Source organism: Micromonospora sp. NPDC003944 (genome assembly GCF_053605225.1).
This window is the reverse complement of record NZ_JBSGIV010000012.1, coordinates 17,273-38,362: the sequence shown is the minus strand read 5'-3', so window position 1 is coordinate 38,362 and position 21,090 is coordinate 17,273. Positions and strand designations below refer to the sequence as shown.

The window sequence follows — 21,090 nt, the reverse complement described above, 5'->3', positions numbered from 1 at the left end:
AGACGAAGGGCCGATGCACCCAACGGCCAACCTCCCGGTGATCGACGTATCGGGACCACCGACGGCCGAGAAACGCCCGAAAGGTCCGTCACATCCCGATAGATTCGGCTGATCGGGAGGGTGATCGCGGTTGCCCCTGCCCGCGACACGGAGGCGGGTGGCGATGGCAACTGTCCGGGACGCGACGTACGACATGCTCCGCACCCTCGGTATGACCACTGTCTTCGGCAACCCCGGCTCCACCGAAGAGCCGTTCCTCCAGGACTTCCCCGCCGACTTCCACTACGTCCACGCGCTGCACGAGGCGACTGCCGTCGCGATGGCCGACGGCTACGCCCAGGCCAGCGGGGTGCCCGCCCACGTCAACCTGCACACCGCCCCAGGCACCGGCAACGGCATGGGCAATCTGGTCACCGCCTGGCACAACAAGACCCCGCTGATCGTCACCGCCGGCCAGCAGACGCGGGAGATGCTGCTCCTCGAACCCCGGCTGGCCAGCCGCCGACCCACCGAGCTACCGCAGCCCTACGTGAAGTGGGCCTACGAGCCGTCTCGGGCGCAGGACATCCCCGCGGCGATGCTGCGGGCGTACGCAACGGCTGTGCAGCCACCGGCCGGGCCGGTCTTTCTCTCCCTGCCGATGGACGACTGGGCCCAGCCGGCCGATTCCCCGCCCGCCCCGCGTACGGTGGCGACCCGGTTCGCCCCGGACCCCGAGCGGTTGACGGAGTTCGTCCGGGTGCTCGCCGGCAGTCGCAACCCGGTGCTCGTGTACGGGCCGGGCGTGGACCGCTCCGGAAGCTGGGCGAGCGCCGTCGCGCTCGCCGAGCGGCTCGCCGCGCCGGTCTGGTCGGCCCCCGCCCCGGAGCGGGCCGTGTTCCCCGAGGACCACCCGCACTTCCGCGGCGTGCTGCCGTACGCGATCGGACCGCTCGCCGACGCGCTGCGCGGACACGACACGGTGCTTGTCGTCGGAGCCCCGGTGTTCCGCTACTACCCGCACGTGCCCGGCGGGCACCTGCCGGACGGCGCCCGGCTGCTGCACGTCACCGACGACCCGGACGAGACCGCGCGCGCCCCGGTCGGCGACAGCCTGCTCAGTGACCCGGGGCTCGCGCTTGCCGCGCTCGTCGACCAGGTGCCACCGAGCGACCGGCCGCCACCCACCCGACGCGACGAACTGCCACCGCCGGAGGTCGGCACCCCACTGAGTGCCGACGCCCTGTTCGCCGCCCTGGCCGCCCACTGGCCGACCGACGGCGTGCTGGTCCAGGAGTCACCGTCCAATCTGTCCGCGCTGCGTCGTCAACTGCGGATCACCCGCCCGGCGTCGTACTTCACGATGGCCAGCGGCGGCCTCGGCTACGGGCTGCCGGCGGCGGTCGGTGTCGCCCTGGCCGAGCGGGACTCCGGGCGGGGTCGCCCGGTGGTGGCAGTGATCGGTGACGGCTCCCTGCACTACTCGGTGCAGGCGCTCTGGACGGCCGCGCGCCTGGCACTGCCGGTGGTGGTCGTCGTCCCGGTCAACAAGCAGTACGCGATCCTCAAGGCGTTCGCCGAGCTGAAGCACACTCCCGGGGTGCCCGGCCTGGACCTGCCGGGGTTGGACGTCGTCGCGATCGCGGCCGGCTACGGCTGCGCCACCGAGGTGGTGGAGACCCCCGACCAGCTCGGGGCGGCGCTCACCGCCGGGCTGCGTGCCGACCGGCCCACCGTGCTGCCGGCGCCGATCAGCACCGACGTGCCCAGCATCCTCTGAGCCGGGTCACCGCGCTGCGATCGTCAGCGGAGCGCCGGTGGAGACGTCGAGCACCGGTCGGGCGCCCAGCGGTGTCGCCAGGGTGGCGGTGACCGGCTCCATCTTCAGCAGGTCGATGCATTCGCCGCTGGCCCGGGTGACGTGCCCGCCGACCACCACGACGTCCGGTCGTTCCCACACCAGGGGCGTGATCCCGGTGTCGCACGCGCCGACGCCGAGCCGCACGGTCAACCGGGCGCCGTCGACGGCGGCCAGGTCCTGGGCCGCCACCAGACCGTCCGGCAGCGGCCGGGTGGGGGCGGCGGGCTCGGGGACGGGGGTGACCGCCGTCGGCGCCACGGCGAGCCGGACCACCGGGGTGGCCAGCTCCTTGATGCTGAACAGCCAGGCCGGAACCTGCGCCACACCCCGGCTCGTGCGCACCGGCACGGCACCGAACGTGACAGCGGTGACGGTGAGCGGGAGACAGGCGGTCTGCGTGCCGCTCGTGGTCCACCCGTCGGGGCCCGGCTCGACGGTGGGGCCGCCGGGGGTGGGCCGGCCCGGCCGCTTCGGTCGCCCCGGGCAGGGCAGTGGGTCACCCTGGTCGAGTTGCCGGTACGCCTCGGCGGCGCTGACCAGCGGCAGCGTCAGCCGTCCGTCCGGGAACTGGATCTCGCCGCCGACCCGGGTGGGGTGAATCGGGACCTGCGCGCTAAACCAGCCGGCTCGGAAGGCCGCCTCGGTCTCGGGCGTGAAGCCGGGGTCGCCGGTGAGCAGGGTCGGCCCCTCCAGCGGCACGTAACCCGTGCGCCAGTCGGGGCCGGGCCGCCACGCCTCCGCGACCTGAGCGGCCCGCTCGTCGAACGCCTCCGTGCCGTCCGTGCGGCTGGGCGGGCCGCCGGCCGGACCGGCACCCGGCGCGGCACAACCCGCAAGAAGCAACAACGGGAGTACGAGCAGCAGGGCCTGTCGACGCATGCCGGTTCGACGTGCCCGCGGACCTGCCGGTTCCCGACCTGGGCTCAGGTTTCGCCGCCCAGATCCGTCTGGTACGCCTCCCAAAGCAGGTCGGCGCCGCGTCGACGGTGCCGGGCCAACCTCCGCAGCAGGTGCCCGGCCCGGTGCCGCAGCTCGTCGGGGTGCGCCCCGGGCCGCTCGGCGATCTGCTGGACCGCCAGGATCGCGGCAACGATCGCGGCGTGCTCCCGGGTCAGCAGCCGCACGCCGTGGTCCAGTCGCGGCGACTGGGTGAGCAACTCCCGGTAGAGGCCGGTGGGGCCTTCGGTGACCCGGACGTGCTCGGCGAAGCCCTGACGCACCGGTCGCAGCCGAAGGAGAACGTCTTCGCGCCAGCGCGGCTCGGTGCTGGTGACGGCGACAGCCCGGCCGAGGGCGTGCACGTCACCGGCGAGGCCGGCCGGGCGCGGCTCGCCGGGTAGTCCGATGGGTGGTGGATCGGCGGGGAGCCCCGCCGGATGCGCGACGCGTGGTCGGGCGACGAGTGACGGCTGCTGGACCGGACCGGTGACCATGGCACCTCCCGCGCGGCGCGCTGCTACCCCATACCGCGATGGTGCGGCTGCCCGGCCCGCTCTGTCCAGGGCCCCGAACCGTCTCTTCTGCCCCGTTGGCCCCGCTGACCTCACGAGCCGCACTGGTGCACAATCCTCAGCCGGTCGACGGACGCTCCGCCAGGCGGTGCAGGTGATCGGCCACGGCGTGCGCCTCGCCGGCCCACTCGTCGCCTGCTCGACCCGTCGTGATGGCGTCGGCAAGCGCCCGCAGCTCGGGCGGCGGCAGGACGGGCAGACCCATGCCGCGCAGGGGGATGGTGACTCCGCGCGTACTCCCCCGGTCGGTCGCCAGGATGGCCCGCACCTGCCGTCCGCCGGCCGGGCCGTCGTCATCAGCCTTGCGGTACGACACCGCGCCGGACTCGACCCGGGCGCTGACGAGGTCGACGGTGCGGGTACGCAGCGCGCCCCGTACCCGCACCCGGCTGCCGTCCAGCCAGGCCGCCGTGCGCAGCACCCGCAGCACCAGATAGAGGCCGAGCAGCACGAAGGGCAGACCACAGAGGCCGATGAACGGGCTCGGACCGGCCTGGTCGGGGTCAGTTGAGTCGCGGAGCGCGGGCGGCAGCAACCCCGGGGGCAGGTCGCGAGCCTCCTCATAGGAGGCGAACGGGTCACCCGGGCCGGTCAGCCGGCGCAGCAACCCGTCGGCGACGAGGGGCAGCGCCACGAACGCCGCGCCGACCGCCACGAGGAGGACGCCGACCACCACCGCCACGACGCGCTGAGCGGGCGACGCGCCGACCGACAGGCGCAACTCCTGGTTGGTCACAGAGGGCAGCGTAAGACCCGCCGCACACGACGAAAGCGCCCCGGCTGGTGGGCCGGGGCGCTTCGTTCGAGGTGGTGGAGGTGCCGGGAATCGAACCCGGGTCCTTCGCCGGTTTGTCAGGGCTTCTCCGAGCGCAGCTCGCTGTGCCTCTACTCGGCCCCACCGCTCACGCGAGCAAGTTGGTGTGACGGGCCCAGTCGCTGATTGATCTCGCCGCACGGACCCCGCGACCGGGTCCGATTGGCCAGCCTCCTAGCTGATGCCGGCTACTGGGACGAAGGCGTTCCCAGACCGACAGACTTAGCTACTCGCCTCAGGCGGCGAGAGCGAAGTCAGCGCGATTGTTATTGGCGCTTATAAGTTCCGACGACCGATTCTCGAGACGACGTCGGCTTCCTCGGCTCGCTTCCCCTGTCGCTGCGTACGAAGTCGAAACCAGTCACCCCCTCGACAGGCCGCCGATGTGGCAGCACTGACAAGACTAACGCCTGCCGCAACAGCTTTCATCCCGAGCCCCGGGCCGGCACGCCGACCCGGACAAAGAGGATGAACTAGTCGTCCATGCCCTTGCCGCGTCGACCGGACACCCGGGCGATCTCCCGGTCCGCGTCACGCTTGGCGAGGTCCTGACGCTTGTCGTACGACTTCTTGCCCTTGGCCAGGGCGATCTCGACCTTGGCCCAGCCGTCGGAGAAGTAGACCTGCAACGGGACGATCGTGAAACCACCCTCGCGGGTCTTGCCGACCAGCTTGTCGATCTCGGCCCGGTTGAGCAGCAGCTTCCGGGTGCGCCGGGGCTCATGGTTGGTCCAGGTGCCCTGGGTGTACTCCGGGATGTGCATCGCGTGCAGGTACAACTCGCCGTCACGTTCCTGCGCGAACGCGTCGACAAGCGACGCTCGCCCCGCCCGCAGCGACTTGACCTCGGTGCCGGTCAGCGCCATGCCCGCCTCGTACGTGTCGAGGATGGCGTAGTCGTGGCGCGCCTTCTTGTTGGAGGCGACCACCTTGCGCCCCTTCTCCCGTGGCATCGGTGCCACCCCCTCTCCTTCGTCAGCGGCCGGGTTCACCCCGGCCGGACAACCGATCATGCTACCCGAATGGTAAGGACCCTCCCGCGCCGTTTATTTCCGGCTGCGGGAGGGTCCTCGGGGGACGACGGGACGACCCGTGCGGTGCCTAGACCCGCAGGTAGAAGCGCAGGGTGATCCAGGCGGTGCCCGCGCTGACCAGACCACCGACGCCGGCCATCACCGGGAAGATGAACAGGATGTCGCCCCAGGTGATCGGCGAGAGCAGACCCTGCAACGCGCTCAACGACCCGTCGAAGAGCAGATACTTCGCCGCGACCAGGGCCACCAGACCCAGCAGTGAACCGATCAGGCCGGCCACCACCGCCTCCAGCACGAACGGCGCCTGGATGAACCAGTTGGACGCGCCGACCAGCTTCATGACCGCCACCTCACGCCGCTTGCTGTACGCGGCCACCTGAATGGTGTTCGCGACGAGCAGCAGGGCCGCGATCGCCATCACGATGGCGGCAGCCAGAGCGATGTTCTGGATCGAGGTGAGGATGTTGAAGATCTTGTCGAGCAGTCGACTCTGGTCGATGATCTCCTCGACACCCGCGGTGTCCTTGTACTGGTCGTAGACGTTCTTGTACTGCTCCGGGTTGTTCAGCTTGAGCCGGAACGCCTCGGGCAGCTGGTCCGGCTTGACCGCGTTCACCAGGTCCGGCGCGTCCTGGTACATCTCCTTGAAGCGCTTGTACGCCTCGTCCTTGTTGACGTAGAGGACATCCTTGACCAGGGGGTCGCTGTCGAGCTTGGTCTGGAGTTCGGTGCGCTCCTGCTCGGTCACCTCCTGGGTCAAGAAGATCGAGACTTCGATGTTCTTGTAGTAGAGGTCCTTCATGTCGTCGACCTGGCGGTACATCAGACCGCTGGCGCCGAGCATGGTCAGCGAGACCGCCATCGTGATGATCATCGCGATGGACATGGTCACGTTGCGCCACAGTCCGACCAGTACCTCGGACAGGACGTATTTCACGCGCATCGGGATTTCCTCCGGGTCTCCGGCATGAGGTGTTCGTCGTCAGGCTGCGCAGGGGTGGAGCGCCGGCTCACCCGTAGACGCCGCGGGCCTGGTCACGCACGATGCGACCGCTCTCGATCTCAACGACCCGGCGGCGCATCTGGTTCACGATGTTGGAGTCGTGGGTGACCATCACGACGGTCGTGCCGGTGCGATTGATCCGGTCCAGCAGACGCATGATCTCGATTGAGGTGTCCGGGTCCAGGTTTCCGGTGGGCTCGTCCGCAAGCAGGATCAGCGGACGGTTCACGAACGCCCGGGCGACGGCGACCCGCTGCTGCTCACCACCGGAGAGCTCGTGCGGGTAGCGGTGCTCCTTGCCACCGAGCCCGACCAGCTCCAGCACCTCCGGCACGACTCGGCGGGCAACCGCCTTCGTCTTGCCGATCACCTCGAGGGCGAACGCCACGTTCTCGTAGGCGGTGCGGTTGGGCAGCAGCCGGAAGTCCTGGAAGACACAGCCGATCGAGCGCCGGAAGTGGGGTCGCTTCCAGGAACGCATCGACGTGACGTCCTTGCCGTTGACGACGACGCGCCCCTTGTTGGGGGCCACCTCGTGCAGCAGCATCTTGATGATCGTGGACTTGCCGGAGCCGGATGGACCGATGAAGAAGACGAACTCGCCCTTCTCGATCGAGACGGACACGTTGTCGAGCGAAGGCCGGGACGCCTTCGGGTACGTCTTCGTCACTTGCTCAAGCTGAATCACGGGTGGTGAGTCTACGCGGTGTGACAACTGAGCCAAGTCCTACGCCCCGCCGAACCGACACGAGTCGTCGAATCAGGCTTCTACCTGGAGATCGACGACGCGCTCCGCCCGCGGGCCGTCACGCACCGTTGCTGGAAAGCTGCCGCTGCTTGCGCCACCGGATGCCCGCCTCGATGAAACCGTCCAACTCGCCGTCGAAGACCGCGCTCGGATTGCCGGTCTCCTGCTCAGTTCGGAGATCCTTCACCATCTGATACGGGTGCAGGACGTACGAGCGCATCTGGTCGCCCCACGAGCCCGCCGCGTTCTCCTTGAGCCCTTCGAGCTTGGCCTGCTCCTCCTGGCGCTTGCGCTCCAGCAGTCGGGCCTGGAGCACCCGCAGCGCGGAGGCCTTGTTCTGCAGTTGGGACTTCTCGTTCTGGCAGGTCACCACGATGCCGGTCGGGATGTGGGTCAGCCGCACCGCCGAGTCGGTGGTGTTGACGCTCTGCCCACCCGGGCCGGAGGAGCGGTAGACGTCGACCCGTACCTCGTTCTCCGGGATGTCGATGTGGTCGGTCTGCTCGGTGACCGGCAGCACCTCGACCCCCGCGAAGCTGGTCTGCCGACGACCCTGGTTGTCGAACGGGCTGATCCGGACCAACCGGTGCGTGCCCGACTCGACGCTGAGCGTGCCGTACGCGTACGGCACCTTGACCGCGAAGGTGGCCGACTTCAGGCCCGCCTCTTCGGCGTACGAGGTCTCGTAGACCTCGGTCGGGTAGCCGTGCCGCTCCGCCCAGCGCAGGTACATCCGCAGCAGCATCTCGGCGAAGTCCGCGGCGTCCACGCCACCGGCGCCGGCCCGGATGGCGACAAGCGCCTCCCGGGAGTCGTACTCGCCGGAGAGCAGGGTGCGGACCTCCATCTCCTGGATGGACTTGGTCAGCCCGGTGATCTCCGACTCGACCTCGGTCAGCACGCCCGGGTCGGCCTCGGCCTCGGCCAGCTCCAGCAGCACCTGGGCGTCGTCGAGGCCGGACCGCAGGCTGCCCAGCTTGTTGATCTCGCCGTTGACGTACGACAGCTGCGAGGTCACCTGCTGGGCCTTCGCCTGGTCGTCCCACAGGTCGGGGGCGGAGGCCTCCTGCTCAAGGCGGGCCTTGTCCTCGTGGAGCCGGTCGAGGTTGAGGACGGCCTCGATGTTTCGCAGGGTTGCGTCGAGTTCCTTGAGCTGTTCGGCGTAATCGGCAGCGGTCACGACAGACAAGCGTACTGTGCCGGACGGGAAGCAGCTCGTTGCCTGTGCGCGAACCCGCTGATCGTCACCCGACGGGGGCGGATTTCAACCACGACAGGGCAGCCCGGTGGTACGCGACGGCGAACTCCAACGCGCTGGCGTCGTAGGTCTCGCCGTCCCGTTTGGCGTTCTTCACCTGTTCCCGGACCTGGGCGAGGGCCTCGGTGTGGTATTCGTTGGCCGAGGCGTACAGGCCCTTGAGCTGGCTGGCGGAGTGCAGGTTGCCGAAGGCCATCCGGAGCGCTATCGGGTTGCGGATGGTGTCCCGCCCCGGGTTCTCCGCGAGCCAGCGGGAGAACGTCCGTTTTCCGCTTGCGGTCAGCGCGTAGGGCTGACTCATCCGCGGGCCCGGCTTGCCGAGCCGCACGAAACCCCGCTCAGCCAGCACCGGCAACTCGCGGTACACCTGACTGCGGGTCATCGACCAGTACGGCGCCAGACGGCGCTCAGCGGCGGCCATCAACTGACCGCCTGTCATCGGGCCCTCGTGGAGGAGGCCGAGCAGGGCCGCCGCCGTAGGGTTGACTCCGGAATCCGCCATGCCCACTACGCTGCCACTTTGCGCACGCGGCGTCCAGGATTTGCCGGTTTGCCACCCGACAGGACTTCCTAAGTGCACTGTCGGCGGCAGACTGTCCGTTGAGGACTATCGATGGATTGGACATTCCGGGCGTCCGCCGGCGGCGTCACACACGCCGCCGGCGGGTCGGCGCCGGTCAGCCCATGTGGGGGTACGTGTGGTCGGTCGGCGGCACGAAGGTCTCCTTGATCGTCCGCGGGGAGACCCAGCGGACGAGGTTGAGCCAGGAGCCAGCCTTGTCGTTGGTGCCGCTGGCGCGGGCGCCACCGAACGGCTGCTGCCCGACCACCGCGCCGGTGGGCTTGTCGTTGATGTAGAAGTTGCCCGCCGCGTACCGCATCCGCTCGCCGACCGACTCGACGACCCGGCGGTCGGTGGCGAACACCGAGCCGGTCAGCGCGTACGGGGCGATCGACTCCGCCTGCGCGACCACGTCGTCGAAGCGGGAGTCGTCGAAGACGTGCACGCCCAGGATCGGCCCGAAGTACTCGGTGGTGAAGGTCTCGTGGGCGGCGTCGCCGCACTCGAAGAGCGTCGGGCGCACGAAGTAGCCGACCGAGTCGTCGGCGGTGCCACCGGCAAGCACCCGGCAGGAGTCGTCGCCGGCGATCAGCTCCAGCGCGGCGGTGTGCCGGGCGAACGCCTTGTCGTCGATCACGGCACCGCCGAAGTTGCCGAAGTCGGCCACGTCACCGTAGGTCAGCGACTCGGTGGTGGCGGCCAGCCGGTCCCGTAGCCCGCCCTCCCAGATCGAGCGCGGCACGTACGCCCGTGAGGCGGCCGAGCACTTCTGGCCCTGGTACTCGTACGCGCCGCGGATCAGCGCGGTGTGCAGAGCGTCCACGTCGGCGCTGGTGTGCGCCACGACGAAGTCCTTGCCGCCGGTCTCGCCGACCAGCCGCGGGTAGCCCCGGTAGCTGGCGATGTTGTCGCCCACGGTCCGCCACAACTGCTGGAAGACCTTCGTCGACCCGGTGAAGTGGATGCCGGCCAGATCCGGGTCGGCGAGAACCACATCGGAGACCTCCTCGCCCCGGCCGGTGACCATGTTGATCACGCCGGGCGGCAGGCCGGCGGCCTCGAACAGCCGCATGGTGAAGTGCGCGGCGAACTGCTGGGTCGGGCCCGGCTTCCAGACCACCGTGTTGCCCAGCAGGGCCGGCGCCGACGGCAGGTTGCCCGCGATGGCGGTGAAGTTGAACGGGGTGACCGCGTAGACGAAGCCCTCCAGCGGGCGGTGGTCGAAGCGGTTCCAGACGCCGGGCGAGGACGCCGGCTGCTCCTCGATCAGGCGGCGCGCGAAGTGCACGTTGAACCGCAGGAAGTCGATGAACTCGCACGCCGCGTCGATCTCCGCCTGGATCGCGGTCTTCGACTGACCGAGCATGGTGGCGGCGTTGAGAGTGTCCCGCCAGGGACCGGCGAGCAACTCGGCGGCACGCAGGAAGATCGCGGCGCGCTCCTCGAAGGGCAGCGCCCGCCACATCGGCGCGGCGTCCTTGGCCGCCTTGGTCGCGGCGCGGGCGTCGTCGTGGGTGGCGTGCCCGGTCACCCCCAGCACATGGGCGTGCTTGTGCGGCTGCACCACGTCGATCGGGTCACCGCCGGCCATCCGCTGCTCACCGCCGATGGTCATCGGCAGGTCGATGCGCTCGGCGGCGAGCTCGCTCAGCCGCCGCTGGAGCCGGTCCCGGTCGGGGCTGCCCGGCTCGTAGTTGCGAACCGGCTCGTTGCGCGGCTCGGGAACGGAGAACACGGCATCCATCAAGGCTCCTGGCGATCTCGACAGCAGTGGCGAAACCGGACCCGCGGGCACCGACCGGGTAGCCGGACACCGGACGCCGCACGGGAGTGCCGGGCAGCGGCGGGACCTCCCGAGATTGTCCCATGACGGCCCGCACGGCCCACCTCCGCCACCGCTTCGCGCCAAGGACCGCCCTACTACTCCTCCCCTTACCGATCGGCCTCGATCCGATGACCCGCCGCAGGTCGCGCCGCCCCCTGGCCCCGGCACCCTCCGGCCACGTCGATGGCACGCCCGTCGAGCCCGACCCGTCGCCGCCCCGCCCGGGCACCTCCGGGCAGCGGGGTCCCGGCGGGCCCGTCGGAGCCTCCGCCGTCCCGGGGCGGCGGGCCGCCCAGCGGACCCGCGTACCCTGAATGGTCGGTGACCTGCCGCCTCGAAGGGGAGACGATGACCAAGCAGCCCGGCCGCGTCCCGGCCGCCGAGTCGGACGAGCCGGCGGTCGACGCGGCAAGCGCCAACGGTCGCCCGCTTCCCGCTCCCGGCGCCGCAGTGCTCGCGCTGCTGGCGCTCGGGTGGCTGGCCGCCATGCTCTGGTCCACCCGGGAGGCCATCACCTCGGCGGCGGCCGGGGTCACCGCGCTCAGCCTCTCCGCGTTCGCCCTGCCCGGGGTGATCTCGGCCTCGCTGGTGGCCGGGGCGGCCGTCGCGCTGGCCGGCGGCAACCTGCTGGCCCGCCGGTACGGCGACTGGGCCACCCTGCGCTTCGCCGGAGCGATCGGCGGCGGAATGCTCGTCGGGCTCGCCGCCGCGCTGGCCATCAACCTCACCTACTTCGACACGTCCACGACCAACGTGATCGCCGGCACCACGGCGGCCGCGGCGATCATCGGGGGCGCGCTCGCCGGCGCGCGGACCGCCCCGGCGATCGGCGCGGTGGTCACCGCCGCGCTGGGCACGCTGATCTTCGTGGTCGCGTTCAGCCCCGCCCGGGACCCGCTGTTCGACCTCTTCGGTGCCGGCGACAGCCAGGAATCGCTTGTCAACGCGGCGAAGTGGGTGTCCCGTACCGAGTCGCTCGTCGCCGGGCTGCTCGCCGGTCTCCTGGCCTTCGGCTACCTCACCTGGGCACGGCGTCGAGCCGTCCGCCGCGACCCCGAGGCTCCGACGCTGCGCTGGCCGGCGTACCTGCTCGCCGGCGCCGGCCCGGGGCTCCTCCTGCTGCTCGCCGAGGTGATCATCCGGATCGGCGGCCGGTCGCTGCTCGACCTCGCCAGCGCGCTCAGCGAGGCGGACGCGGTGGCGCAGACCTCGCTTGGCACCTCGCGGGTGGACAACGGCATCTGGGTGCTCTTCGTGGGGGCGCTGACCGCGCTCATCGCGTTCGGACGCACGCTCAGCCCGGCCCACAGTGACGACGACGAAACCGTCGACGCCCCGAGCCCGGTAACGGCCGAGGTCGACCCGGAGGACGACAAGCCGGGCTACGCCGAGGAGTACGACGAGGACCAGGCCGAGACGCGCGACGCGAACCCTGCGAAGGCCGACCCCGCTCGCTGACGCCCGACGCGCTTCCCGGGCCGGTGGCCGGCTCCGGCTGACGTGGCCTGGCGGCGCTCGACTCCGGCTGGCGTGCCCGGGGTCCGGGGGGTCAGTCGGCTGCGGAGAGCAGCTGGTCCAGCTCTGTCACGTCGTACCACTCCAGCTCGTGGTCCTCGGCGCCGTCGACGGTGAACTGGGCGTCGGGGTCCCCGGCGGCCGCCTCGGCCACCACGTCGACCGCCGCGCCGACCTCCTCGACCGCGTCCGTGCCGTCCACGTGGATGGCCGCGACGGCACCCACCGGCACGGGGCCCGTCAACGTCACCGTGCTGGAACCCGGCTCACCGTCGCCGCGCCCGACCGCCCCCGACGGCAGGTCGACCGAGACGACGACGCGACGGCGGGGAGCGGTCGGGTCGGCCCGGAGCAGGTGCAGGGCGTCCTGGGCAGCCCGGGTGAACGCCACGTACTCCAACTCCTCCTCGTCGCCCTCGGCGTACCACTCGCGCAGCGCCGGGGTCACGGCATGCGCCTGGTCCGCGGAGAGCCCTTCCTCACGCAGCCGGGCCAGCATCGGTACGGTCGCCGGCACGTACACCCGGACAAGCTGGTCGGTCACCGGTCGTCTCCCCGCGTCGTCCTCCACCGGCGGCCGCCGGCACGGGCGCAGATCTTGCCGCACGCCCTGACCGTCATACACCCCGCCTCCGGCTGGTGGAAGTTTCCAGCCGGTGTGTCCCGCTCGGTCGGCCTCGCCACCGGCCCGGCCCGGTACTGGGCGGTCGGGGCTGTCGGTGGCAAACTGAGCCAAACGACGTCAACTCCGGGGGTCCCTGTGGAGCCGAGGTTCCTGCTGCTCTCCGACGTGGCGGCCGAGCTCAACGTGTCGGACTCGCAGGTCTACCACATGGTGCGCAGCGGCGAGCTGCCCGCGATCAAGATCGGCGGGCGCGGCCAGTGGCGGGTCGAGCGCGCGCGCCTGGAGGAGTACATAGCGCGCAAATACGACGAGACCGCAGTGTGGGTGCAGAGCAACCCGCTCGTCGACCGCGATCCCGAGTAGCCGACAAGCCCAACCAGCCGGCCGTGGCCGTGGCCGTGGCCGCAGCTTGATCCACTCGGTTGCACGACTTGATCCGCTCGGTTGCGCGGCTTGATCCACTCGGGTTTGCGGAAGTCGGGGTGTTGGGGTCGCGGGGATGCCGCGATATCAAGGAACCCGAGTGGATCATGCGTTTTGTTGGGCGGAGGCTGCCTCAAAGCCATTGACCGAGGCAACTCTGTCGCTCAGAATCGAGCTTGTCAAAGGCAAACGTAGGCAAACGCAAGATCGAGAGGGTCTCTGATGAGCGGAGCGCGACCCGGTCCTTCCCGCCCGCCCGTGCGGCTGCGCCCCGTCCCGCCCTTCGACCCGCCGTACGTCGACGAGACCGAAGGGTCGTACTGGCCGGCACCGACCGACGGTCAGCTCGCCCTCGACCTCTTCGCCTCCACCCGTCCCAGCCCCATCCGGCAGTCGGAGCGGCGAGCGAACCTGCGCCCGGTCCCCAGCCGGTCCACCACCACCCACCCGGTCTCGTTGCCGCCCGCCACCACTCCGGAATCCACCCGAGCCGCGCACCGCTTCGTCGGCACCTGCCTGGAGGTGGTCAACGGATACCGCTCGCCAACCCAGGTGCGAGCACTGCTCGACCCGGCCCGAGCAGGCGATTTGCTGACCGAACTTGCCCGCGCATCCGGCCGGGCCGGGTCATCCCGCCGGCGCGCCGGTCGACCACTGGTCCGACTGCTACGCCTGCGAGTCTGCGAGCCCCGAGAGGCCGCGGTGGAGGCGGCGGCAGTCCTCACCGGCGCGGGCGGGCGAAGTTGGGCGATAGCCCTGCGCCTCGAGCATCGCCGGGGCCGCTGGCTGTGCACCGCCCTGCACGTGCTCTGACCACCCCACCCATCCCCGCTGGCCCCATCGCTCAGTCGGGGTTGGAGACACCGACGGGCCCCGGCCTGGTCGGCCGGGACCCGTCGGTCAGACGCTGTCGGTGCAGGAGGCGTCGGTCAGTTGCCGCCGTTGGGGGCGCCGTGGCAACGCTTGTACTTGCGGCCCGAGCCACAGGGGCACGGCGCGTTGCGGGACGGACCGTTGCTCGCCTCGGCCTGGTTCGGAGCCGATCGACGGGCACCTGCCGACGGGAGGGCCGGCCCGCGCAGCCCGGATGCCGGCCGCTGCGGAGCGGACGGGGCGCTCTGCCCCGGCGCCGCCGGAGCACCCTGGGCCGGTCGGCCCACGCCAAGCGCCGGAGCCTGCTGCTCGGCCTGCTCCACGGCGACCGCGCCCGGGCTGGCCTCACCGTCGATGGTGGGCGCCGAGTATTGCAGGCCCTGCCGCCGCGGCGCCTGGTTGAGGCCCTTGGCCCGGATCTCCACCGGCTTGTCGAGCAGCGTGACCTCGTCGGCCCCCGCCTCCGGCTCCGGTTCGGTCACCTGGACGTCGACGTTGTAGAGGAAACCGACGGTCTCCTCCTTGATGCCGTCCATCATGGTGGCGAACATGTCGAAGCCCTCGCGCTGGTATTCCACCACCGGGTCGCGCTGGGCGTACGCCCGGAGGTTGATGCCCTCCTGGAGGTAGTCCATCTCGTAGAGGTGCTCGCGCCACTTGCGGTCGATGACCTGGAGCAGCACCATCCGCTCGAGTTGGCGCACCCCCTCGGTGCCGAGTTGCTCCTCACGCCGGTCGTACGCGGCGTTGGCGTCGTCCCTGAGGCGGGCGACAAGGAAGTCGGCGTCCATGCCGGCGCGGGAGCCGCCGGCCTCCTCCTCCAGCTCCTCGATCGTGACGCCGACCGGGTAGAGCTGCTTGAGGCTGGACCAGAGCTGCTCGAGGTCCCAGTCTTCGCCGTAGCCGTCGGAGGTGGCGCCCCGAACGTACGCCTCGACGGTTTCGTCGATCATGTTGCGGACCTGGTCGGATAGGTCTTCGCCGTTGAGCACCCGGAGCCGCTCGGCGTAGACGACCTGGCGCTGCTTGTTGAGCACCTCGTCGTACTTGAGCACGTTCTTGCGGATCTCGGCGTTCTGGCCCTCGATCTGGGCCTGGGCGCTCTTGATCTGCCGGGTGACCATCTTCGACTCGATGGGCACGTCCTCCGGGATGTTGAAGCGCTCCATCACCGCCTCGACGGCTCCGGCCCGGAAGCGCCGCATCAGCTCGTCCTGGAGGGACAGGTAGAAGCGGGACTCGCCCGGGTCACCCTGCCGGCCGGCACGACCGCGGAGCTGGTTGTCGATTCGCCGGGACTCGTGCCGCTCGGTGCCCAGCACGTAGAGACCACCGGCGGCCGAGACCTCGTCCGCCTCGGCGTCGCAGGCCTGCTTCCAGGTGGGAAGGACCTCCTCCATCGCCTTGGCGTACTCTTCCTCGTTTTCCAGCGGGTCGAGGCCACGCTGGCGCAGCTCGCTCGCGGCGAGGAACTCGGCGTTGCCGCCGAGCAGGATGTCGGTGCCGCGGCCGGCCATGTTGGTGGCCACGGTGACCGCGCCCTTACGCCCCGCCTGGGCGACGATCTCGGCCTCCCGTGCGTGGAACTTGGCGTTCAGCACGTTGTGCGGGATGCCACGGCGGCGCAGCAACTGGGAGAGGATCTCGGAGTTTTCCACCGAGACGGTGCCCACGAGCACCGGCTGGCCCATCTGGTGCCGCTCGGCGATGTCCTCGATGACGGCGTTGAACTTGGCCTTCTCCGTCTTGTAGATGACGTCCGGCCGGTCTTCGCGAACCATCGGGCGGTGGGTCGGGATGGTCACGACGCCGACCTTGTAGACCTTGTTGAACTCGCTCGCCTCGGTCTGCGCCGTACCGGTCATGCCGGACAGCTTCTCGTAGAGGCGGAAGTAGTTCTGGAGGGTGATGGTGGCCAGGGTCTGGTTCTCCTGCTTGATCTCCACCCCCTCCTTGGCCTCGATCGCCTGGTGCATGCCCTCGTTGTAGCGACGGCCGTGCAGGATGCGACCGGTGAACTCGTCGACGATCAGGACCTCACCGTCGCTGACGATGTAGTCCTTGTCGCGCTTGTAGAGCTCCTTGGCCTTGATGGCGTTGTTGAGGTAACCGACCAGCGGGGTGTTGACCGACTCGTAGAGGTTGTCGATGCCGAGCCGGTCCTCGACCTTGGCGACACCCCGTTCGGTGACCGCGATGGTGCGCTTGGAGTGGTCGACCTCGTAGTCACCCTCGCCGTCGGTGCCGGGCTGGAGCCGGGCCACCACGCCGGCGAACTCGCCGTACCAGCGGGCGGAGTGCTCGGCCGGGCCGGAGATGATCAGGGGGGTGCGGGCCTCGTCGATCAGGATGGAGTCGACCTCGTCGACCACCGCGAAGTTGTGGCCGCGCTGCACCAGCTCGTCCTTCGACCAGGCCATGTTGTCGCGCAGGTAGTCGAAGCCGAACTCGTTGTTGGTGCCGTAGGTGATGTCGCACTCGTAGGCGGCCTTGTGCTCGCTTGCCGGCCGGTTGGGCAGCACCACGCCGACGGTCAGCCCGAGGAACTCGTGCACCCGGCCCATCCACGCCGCGTCACGCTGGGCGAGGTAGTCGTTGACCGTGATCACGTGGACGCCCTTGCCGGAGAGCGCGTTGAGGTAGACGGCCATGACCGAGGTCAGCGTCTTGCCCTCACCGGTCTTCATCTCGGCGATGTTGCCGAAGTGCAGCGCCGCGCCGCCCATCACCTGGACGTCGTACGGACGCTGGCCGAGCACCCTGGCGGCCGCCTCGCGGGCCACCGCGAACGCCTCCGGCAGCAGGTCGTCGAGGGTCTCGCCCTCGTCGAGCCGCTCCCGGAACTGTTCGGTCATGCCGGCCAGTTCCTCGTCGGTGAGGTTGACGTAGTCGTCCTCGATCGAGCTGACGGCGGCAGCGATGGCCTTGAGCCGGCGCACCATGCGGCCCTCGCCGGCGTTAAGGACCTTTTCCAGAATCGACACGGATCAACGCTCCCCTAGACAGTCTCGAACCATCGTAGGCGCTCCACCGGCGCGATGGTCACTGGTGGCGGTGCTCGACCCCGCCGAACCCGACATAACTCGCGTCCTGCACACGCCCCAAACGTTATCCGGTTACGCCGTCGGCGAACGCTGCGGCAGGATGCACGGGTGGAGCCCGTAGAGATCATCGAGGACGGCGTGCTGCTGCGGCCCTGGCGAGAGACGGATGCCGAGGCCGTGCACCGAGCCTGCCAGGACCCGGACATCCAGCGCTGGACCACCGTACCGCGCCCGTATCGGCCGGAACACGCACACGGATTCGTCACCGAGATCAGCCGGAAGGCCTGGGCCAAGGGCACCGGGGCGCCGTTCGCGGTCTGCGACCCGAGCACCGGCGAGGTGTGGGGTTCCAGCGGGCTGATTTCGATCGACGGAAACGGCACCGGTGAGGTCGGCTACTGGACGGCGCCCTGGGCGCGCGGTCGGGGCGTGATGGTCCGGGCCACCCGGGCGGTGGCCCGCTGGTCCTTCGACACCCTCGGGCTCCGTCGGCTCATCTGGCAGGCCGAGGTGGGCAACCACGCCTCCCGGCTGGTGGCCCTGCGGGCCGGTTTCCGGGTCGACGGCCGGTTGCGGCTGGCCGACCCGGCGCTGCACGCCAGCGCGGACGGCTGGATCGGCTCGCTGCTGCCCGGTGAGGTGCCCGCCGCCGGGACGACGGGTCCGGCCGGCCCGGGCACCCTCGCCGCCCGGCGGGCCGCTGTCTTCGGCCGTCCGCAGCCCGTGCTGTTCGCCGAGACCGGGGCCGGTGAGCTGCGGCTGCGGCCGATGGAGGAGCAGGACCTGGACGCCGTCGTGCAGACCTGTCGGGACCCGGAGACCATCCGCTGGACGACCGTGCCGGATCCGTACGAGCGCGCCGACGCGCTGGGGTACCAGACGTACAGCCGCGACGCCTGGGCTCGGGGGGACGCCGCCTGCTTCGTGATCGCCGACTCCGACGACAGGTACGCCGGCTCGCTCGACCTGCGGCTCTCCCCCACCGACCCGCTGGTGGCCGACGTCGGCTTCATGACGGCACCGGCCGCCCGGGGCCGGGGCCAGCTGTCCGCCGCGCTGGTCGCGCTCAGCGCCTGGGGCTTCAGCACCCTGGGCCTGGCGCGGATCGAGTGGAGGGCGAACGTCGGTAACAATGCCTCCCGTCGGGCGGCCGAGAAGGCGGGTTTCCTGGTCGAGGGGACCGCCCGGGGCGCTGTGCAGCACCGGGGCGAACGGGTGGACGTGTGGGTCGGGGCGCTACTCGCCAAGGACCTCGGATGACACTGCGACAGGTCGTCGAGGCGCACGGGGTGCGGCTCCGCCCGTTCCGTGCCGAGGACAGCGCCGACGTCGTCGACGGCTGCGCGGACCCGCTGACCCAACGGTTCGTGTCGAACCTGCCCGTGCCGTACACCGAGACGGATGCCCGCTTGTGGATCGACGTCGGCGCTCCGGCGGCCTGGACCGGCGGCGGCGCGGCGTATGCCATCGCGGACCCCACCACCGACCGGCTGCTGGGTGCGGTGGGGCTGAACGACCCGGTGCCCGCCCGGGGGCAGCTGGAGATCGGCTACTGGGTCCGGCCGTCGGCGCGCGGACGCGGGCTGGCCACCGCGGCGACGCGTGCGCTGAGTGACCACGCGTTCGCCACCGGGACGGCCCGACTGGAGTTGCTCACCGAACCGGAGAACGGCTCGAGCCAGCGGGTCGCGCTGGCGGCCGGCTTCCGCCACGAGGGTCTGCGTCGGTCGGCTGGCGCGTCCCGGGACGGGGGTCGGCATGACCTGCTGGCCTGGGTACGTGTGGCCGGTGATCCGCCCGGCCCGGCCGCCCGGCTCCTGCCCGACCTGCCCGGCGGGGTGCTCACCGACGACGTGGTGGCGCTGCGCCCGCTCGGGCCGGACGACGCGACGATGATGTACCGGCTGCACAGCCGACCCGAGGTGGTGGCGAACCAGGCGCCGCCGGTGCCGCCGACGCGCGAGGCGATGGAGCGGCGTTGTCGGCTCGCCGGCAGCGGATGGTTGACCGGCGAGATCGCCCGGCTGGTGGTCACGGATGTGGCCAGCGGAGAGCCCGTGGGCAGTTGCGGCCTGTCGTACACCGATGTGGCCGCCGGCGAGGCGTCGGTCGGCTACGCGTTGCTTCCCGACTGGCGCGGCCGGGGGTACGCCACACGGGCGGTCCGGTTGCTCGCGGGCTGGGCGTTCGGCCCGGCCGGTATCGCCCGGCTGTCGGCCGGGACGGTGCCGGACAACACGGCGTCGCACCGGGTGCTGGAACGGGTCGGGTTCCAGCGCGAGGGCCTGCAACGTGGTCGGCTGCCGGGGCTGGCCGGCACCCGACTGGACGACCTGACGTTCGCGTTGCTCCCCGCCGACCTGGGTTGACAGGTGTCGTGGGGCTGCGGTGGGAGTGCCCACCGCAGCCCCACGAACTGCCGGTCAGGTGGCGAGGGAGATGATGCCGTAGTCGTAGGCGTGACGTCGGTAGACGACGCTGGGCCGGCCGGACTCCTTGTCCTGGAACAGGTAGAAGTCGTGGCCGACGAGCTCCATCTCGAAGAGCGCGTCGTCGATGGTCATCGGCTCCGCCGGGTGCACCTTCTCCCGGGCGATGTGCCACGGCTGGTCGTCGTGCTCCTCTTCGACCCGCTCCGCGACCGCGGTGCCGGCGCGAGCGCCGTCAGTCGGCGCGCTCAGCGCGGGGGCGACCAGGTCCGCGACCGGCAGGCCTGCGGTGGCCTCGGCGACGGAGATCGGCGCGTGCCGGCCCCGGTGTACGCGGCGACGGTCGGCCGCGCGGCGCAGCCGGGTGTCGAGCTTCGCGATGGCCGCGTCGAGCGCGCTGTAGAAGTCGTTCGTGCAGGCCTCGGCCCGAATGACCGGGCCCCGGGAAACGCAGGTGATCTCCACCCGCTGGCAGTGGTCGGCCTGGCGCGGATTGCGCTCGTGAAACAGCTCGACATCGACGCGAATAAGTTTGTGGTCGTAGCGTTCGATCTTCGCGAGTTTCTCGGCTACGTGTACCCGGTAATGGTCCGGCACTTCGACGTTTCGGCCCTTGACCACGATGTCCACGTGACCTCCCTTGTTCGGACGGTCTTCGATCCGGTTTACCCGGCCGCGCGCCGTGGGGGGACCCGCTGGCGTCGACCGGTTGGTACGGCTACGCCTCCTCTCACCGCCGGGGGCGGTTGGAACGACCTCCTACCCCCGACAGCGAAACGCTAACTCTTGTTTGCCCGGCAGTCACCCCATGTTGCCGAGACGGCCCAGAATTTTTCGCAGCTCGTACACCAATGGGTGAAACGGAAACACGATCGGTTACAACTGGTGTCTTTTCTCGGTCGCCGCGAGCACCGCCGCAACCCTCGGTCCCCATCCCGTCGCGGTCAGCACCCTGCTCGCGGCGGCGAGGGTCACGCCGGTGGTGACGATGTCGTCGAGAAGCACCACGACCGGCGGCGCGGCCGCGGCACGGCCCCGGACCGGCCCGGTCGAGCGGGGCCGGAAGGCCGCCTCCGCCGCTGCCGCCCGTCCGGCGCTGTCCAGCGTGACCGAGTCGGGCCGGGGCAGCGCGCGCAGCGGACGGCACACCCGTGCGGCCCAACCGCCCCGGTTGAGCCGGCTCGCGCAGTGCCGGGCCAGCCGGTCGAGGTGGTCCCCGTAACGGGACCGGGCCGCCGCCGCCGTGTCCGGGACCGGCACCAACGCCAGCGGACGGGGCTCACCGACGGCCGCCGCGACGACCTCGGCGAGCAGGGCGCCGAGCGGGCGGGCGAGGCCGTGTCGGCCGTGCTCCTTGTACGCCAGCAGTGCCTCGCGCAGCGGACCCGCGTACGGGCCGAGCGCCACGCAGGACGGCAGGCCCGGCGGGGCGGGAGTGGGGCGGACCGCCCGTGGCCGCAGGTCGCCGAGTGCCGCGACGCAGGTTGGGCAGACCCCGTGCCGCAGACCGGGGCGGCGCTCCCGACAACCGGCGCAGTCGGCGGGCAGCACCAGATCGGTGAGGTCCGCCCAGAGCCCGCCCATGG

General features: G+C 70.9%; 19 protein-coding genes and 1 other RNA gene. 6 read left to right on the top strand and 14 right to left on the bottom strand.

Annotation, left to right across the window (positions count from 1 at the left end; genetic code table 11):
• The first annotated feature begins 163 nt into the window (after positions 1-163).
• Positions 164-1,759 carry a benzoylformate decarboxylase gene (gene mdlC, locus ACWER9_RS08395; RefSeq protein ID WP_452301169.1) on the top strand — a complete coding sequence of 532 codons (1,596 nt, stop codon included), beginning with the start codon at positions 164-166 and terminating at the stop codon, positions 1,757-1,759.
• Positions 1,760-1,765: 6 nt separating this feature from the next.
• On the opposite strand, the gene ACWER9_RS08390 is transcribed toward mdlC, so the two are convergent.
• From ACWER9_RS08390 to pruA, 10 genes are all read right to left on the bottom strand, one after another.
• The gene (locus tag ACWER9_RS08390) at positions 1,766-2,719 is read right to left on the bottom strand and encodes a hypothetical protein (RefSeq protein ID WP_452301168.1); all 954 of its coding nucleotides are present in this window, start codon (positions 2,717-2,719) and stop codon (positions 1,766-1,768) included.
• 44 nt (positions 2,720-2,763) lie between these two features.
• Positions 2,764-3,273, bottom strand: a complete 510-nt coding sequence (locus tag ACWER9_RS08385) for a hypothetical protein (protein WP_452301167.1) — start codon at positions 3,271-3,273, stop codon at positions 2,764-2,766.
• 136 nt (positions 3,274-3,409) lie between these two features.
• On the bottom strand, positions 3,410-4,087 hold the full coding sequence (locus ACWER9_RS08380; RefSeq protein WP_452301166.1) for a hypothetical protein: 678 nt from the start codon (positions 4,085-4,087) through the stop codon (positions 3,410-3,412).
• Between the two features lie 72 nt (positions 4,088-4,159).
• Positions 4,160-4,534, bottom strand: a transfer-messenger RNA (tmRNA) gene (gene ssrA / locus ACWER9_RS08375).
• A 104-nt stretch (positions 4,535-4,638) separates the two neighbouring features.
• Entirely contained in the window at positions 4,639-5,118 is a 480-nt protein-coding gene (gene smpB / locus ACWER9_RS08370; protein ID WP_357593003.1) for an SsrA-binding protein SmpB, read from the bottom strand.
• A gap of 148 nt (positions 5,119-5,266) precedes the next feature.
• The gene (gene ftsX, locus ACWER9_RS08365; RefSeq protein ID WP_452301165.1) at positions 5,267-6,142 is read right to left on the bottom strand and encodes a permease-like cell division protein FtsX; all 876 of its coding nucleotides are present in this window, start codon (positions 6,140-6,142) and stop codon (positions 5,267-5,269) included.
• 67 nt (positions 6,143-6,209) lie between these two features.
• Positions 6,210-6,890 carry a cell division ATP-binding protein FtsE gene (ftsE, locus tag ACWER9_RS08360; protein WP_030331491.1) on the bottom strand — a complete coding sequence of 227 codons (681 nt, stop codon included), beginning with the start codon at positions 6,888-6,890 and terminating at the stop codon, positions 6,210-6,212.
• Between the two features lie 118 nt (positions 6,891-7,008).
• Positions 7,009-8,130 (bottom strand): peptide chain release factor 2, encoded by a 1,122-nt coding sequence (gene prfB, locus ACWER9_RS08355; protein ID WP_452301164.1) that lies wholly within the window; start codon positions 8,128-8,130, stop codon positions 7,009-7,011.
• A 64-nt stretch (positions 8,131-8,194) separates the two neighbouring features.
• On the bottom strand, positions 8,195-8,710 hold the full coding sequence (locus ACWER9_RS08350; RefSeq protein ID WP_091393967.1) for a PadR family transcriptional regulator: 516 nt from the start codon (positions 8,708-8,710) through the stop codon (positions 8,195-8,197).
• Between the two features lie 175 nt (positions 8,711-8,885).
• On the bottom strand, positions 8,886-10,514 hold the full coding sequence (gene pruA, locus ACWER9_RS08345; RefSeq protein WP_452301163.1) for an L-glutamate gamma-semialdehyde dehydrogenase: 1,629 nt from the start codon (positions 10,512-10,514) through the stop codon (positions 8,886-8,888).
• A gap of 429 nt (positions 10,515-10,943) precedes the next feature.
• Between pruA and ACWER9_RS08340 the strand changes: the two genes are divergently transcribed.
• Complete coding sequence (locus ACWER9_RS08340) at positions 10,944-12,053, top strand: hypothetical protein (RefSeq protein WP_452301162.1); 1,110 nt, start codon at positions 10,944-10,946, stop codon at positions 12,051-12,053.
• A gap of 91 nt (positions 12,054-12,144) precedes the next feature.
• Here the strand turns inward: ACWER9_RS08340 and ACWER9_RS08335 are convergent, their stop codons facing one another.
• A complete protein-coding gene (locus tag ACWER9_RS08335) occupies positions 12,145-12,654 on the bottom strand; it encodes a DUF6912 family protein (RefSeq protein ID WP_452301161.1) in 510 nt (169 codons plus the stop codon).
• A gap of 216 nt (positions 12,655-12,870) precedes the next feature.
• On the opposite strand from ACWER9_RS08335, the gene ACWER9_RS08330 reads away from it, so the two are divergent.
• Entirely contained in the window at positions 12,871-13,098 is a 228-nt protein-coding gene (locus ACWER9_RS08330) for a helix-turn-helix domain-containing protein (RefSeq protein ID WP_357353395.1), read from the top strand.
• 282 nt (positions 13,099-13,380) lie between these two features.
• The gene (locus tag ACWER9_RS08325) at positions 13,381-13,971 is read left to right on the top strand and encodes an Rv3235 family protein (protein ID WP_452301160.1); all 591 of its coding nucleotides are present in this window, start codon (positions 13,381-13,383) and stop codon (positions 13,969-13,971) included.
• Positions 13,972-14,087: 116 nt separating this feature from the next.
• On the opposite strand, the gene secA is transcribed toward ACWER9_RS08325, so the two are convergent.
• Complete coding sequence (gene secA, locus ACWER9_RS08320) at positions 14,088-17,015, bottom strand: preprotein translocase subunit SecA (RefSeq protein WP_452301159.1); 2,928 nt, start codon at positions 17,013-17,015, stop codon at positions 14,088-14,090.
• Between the two features lie 168 nt (positions 17,016-17,183).
• On the opposite strand from secA, the gene ACWER9_RS08315 reads away from it, so the two are divergent.
• The gene (locus ACWER9_RS08315; RefSeq protein WP_452301158.1) at positions 17,184-18,335 is read left to right on the top strand and encodes a GNAT family N-acetyltransferase; all 1,152 of its coding nucleotides are present in this window, start codon (positions 17,184-17,186) and stop codon (positions 18,333-18,335) included.
• Positions 18,332-19,444 (top strand): GNAT family N-acetyltransferase, encoded by a 1,113-nt coding sequence (locus ACWER9_RS08310; RefSeq protein WP_452301157.1) that lies wholly within the window; start codon positions 18,332-18,334, stop codon positions 19,442-19,444. The genes ACWER9_RS08315 and ACWER9_RS08310 overlap by 4 nt, the downstream gene beginning before the upstream one ends.
• A gap of 54 nt (positions 19,445-19,498) precedes the next feature.
• Here the strand turns inward: ACWER9_RS08310 and hpf are convergent, their stop codons facing one another.
• Positions 19,499-20,134, bottom strand: a complete 636-nt coding sequence (hpf, locus tag ACWER9_RS08305; protein ID WP_452301156.1) for a ribosome hibernation-promoting factor, HPF/YfiA family — start codon at positions 20,132-20,134, stop codon at positions 19,499-19,501.
• Positions 20,135-20,380: 246 nt separating this feature from the next.
• Positions 20,381-21,088: a ComF family protein gene (locus ACWER9_RS08300; protein WP_452301155.1), complete on the bottom strand. Its 708-nt coding sequence runs from the start codon at positions 21,086-21,088 to the stop codon at positions 20,381-20,383.
• Between the last annotated feature and the right edge of the window lie 2 nt (positions 21,089-21,090).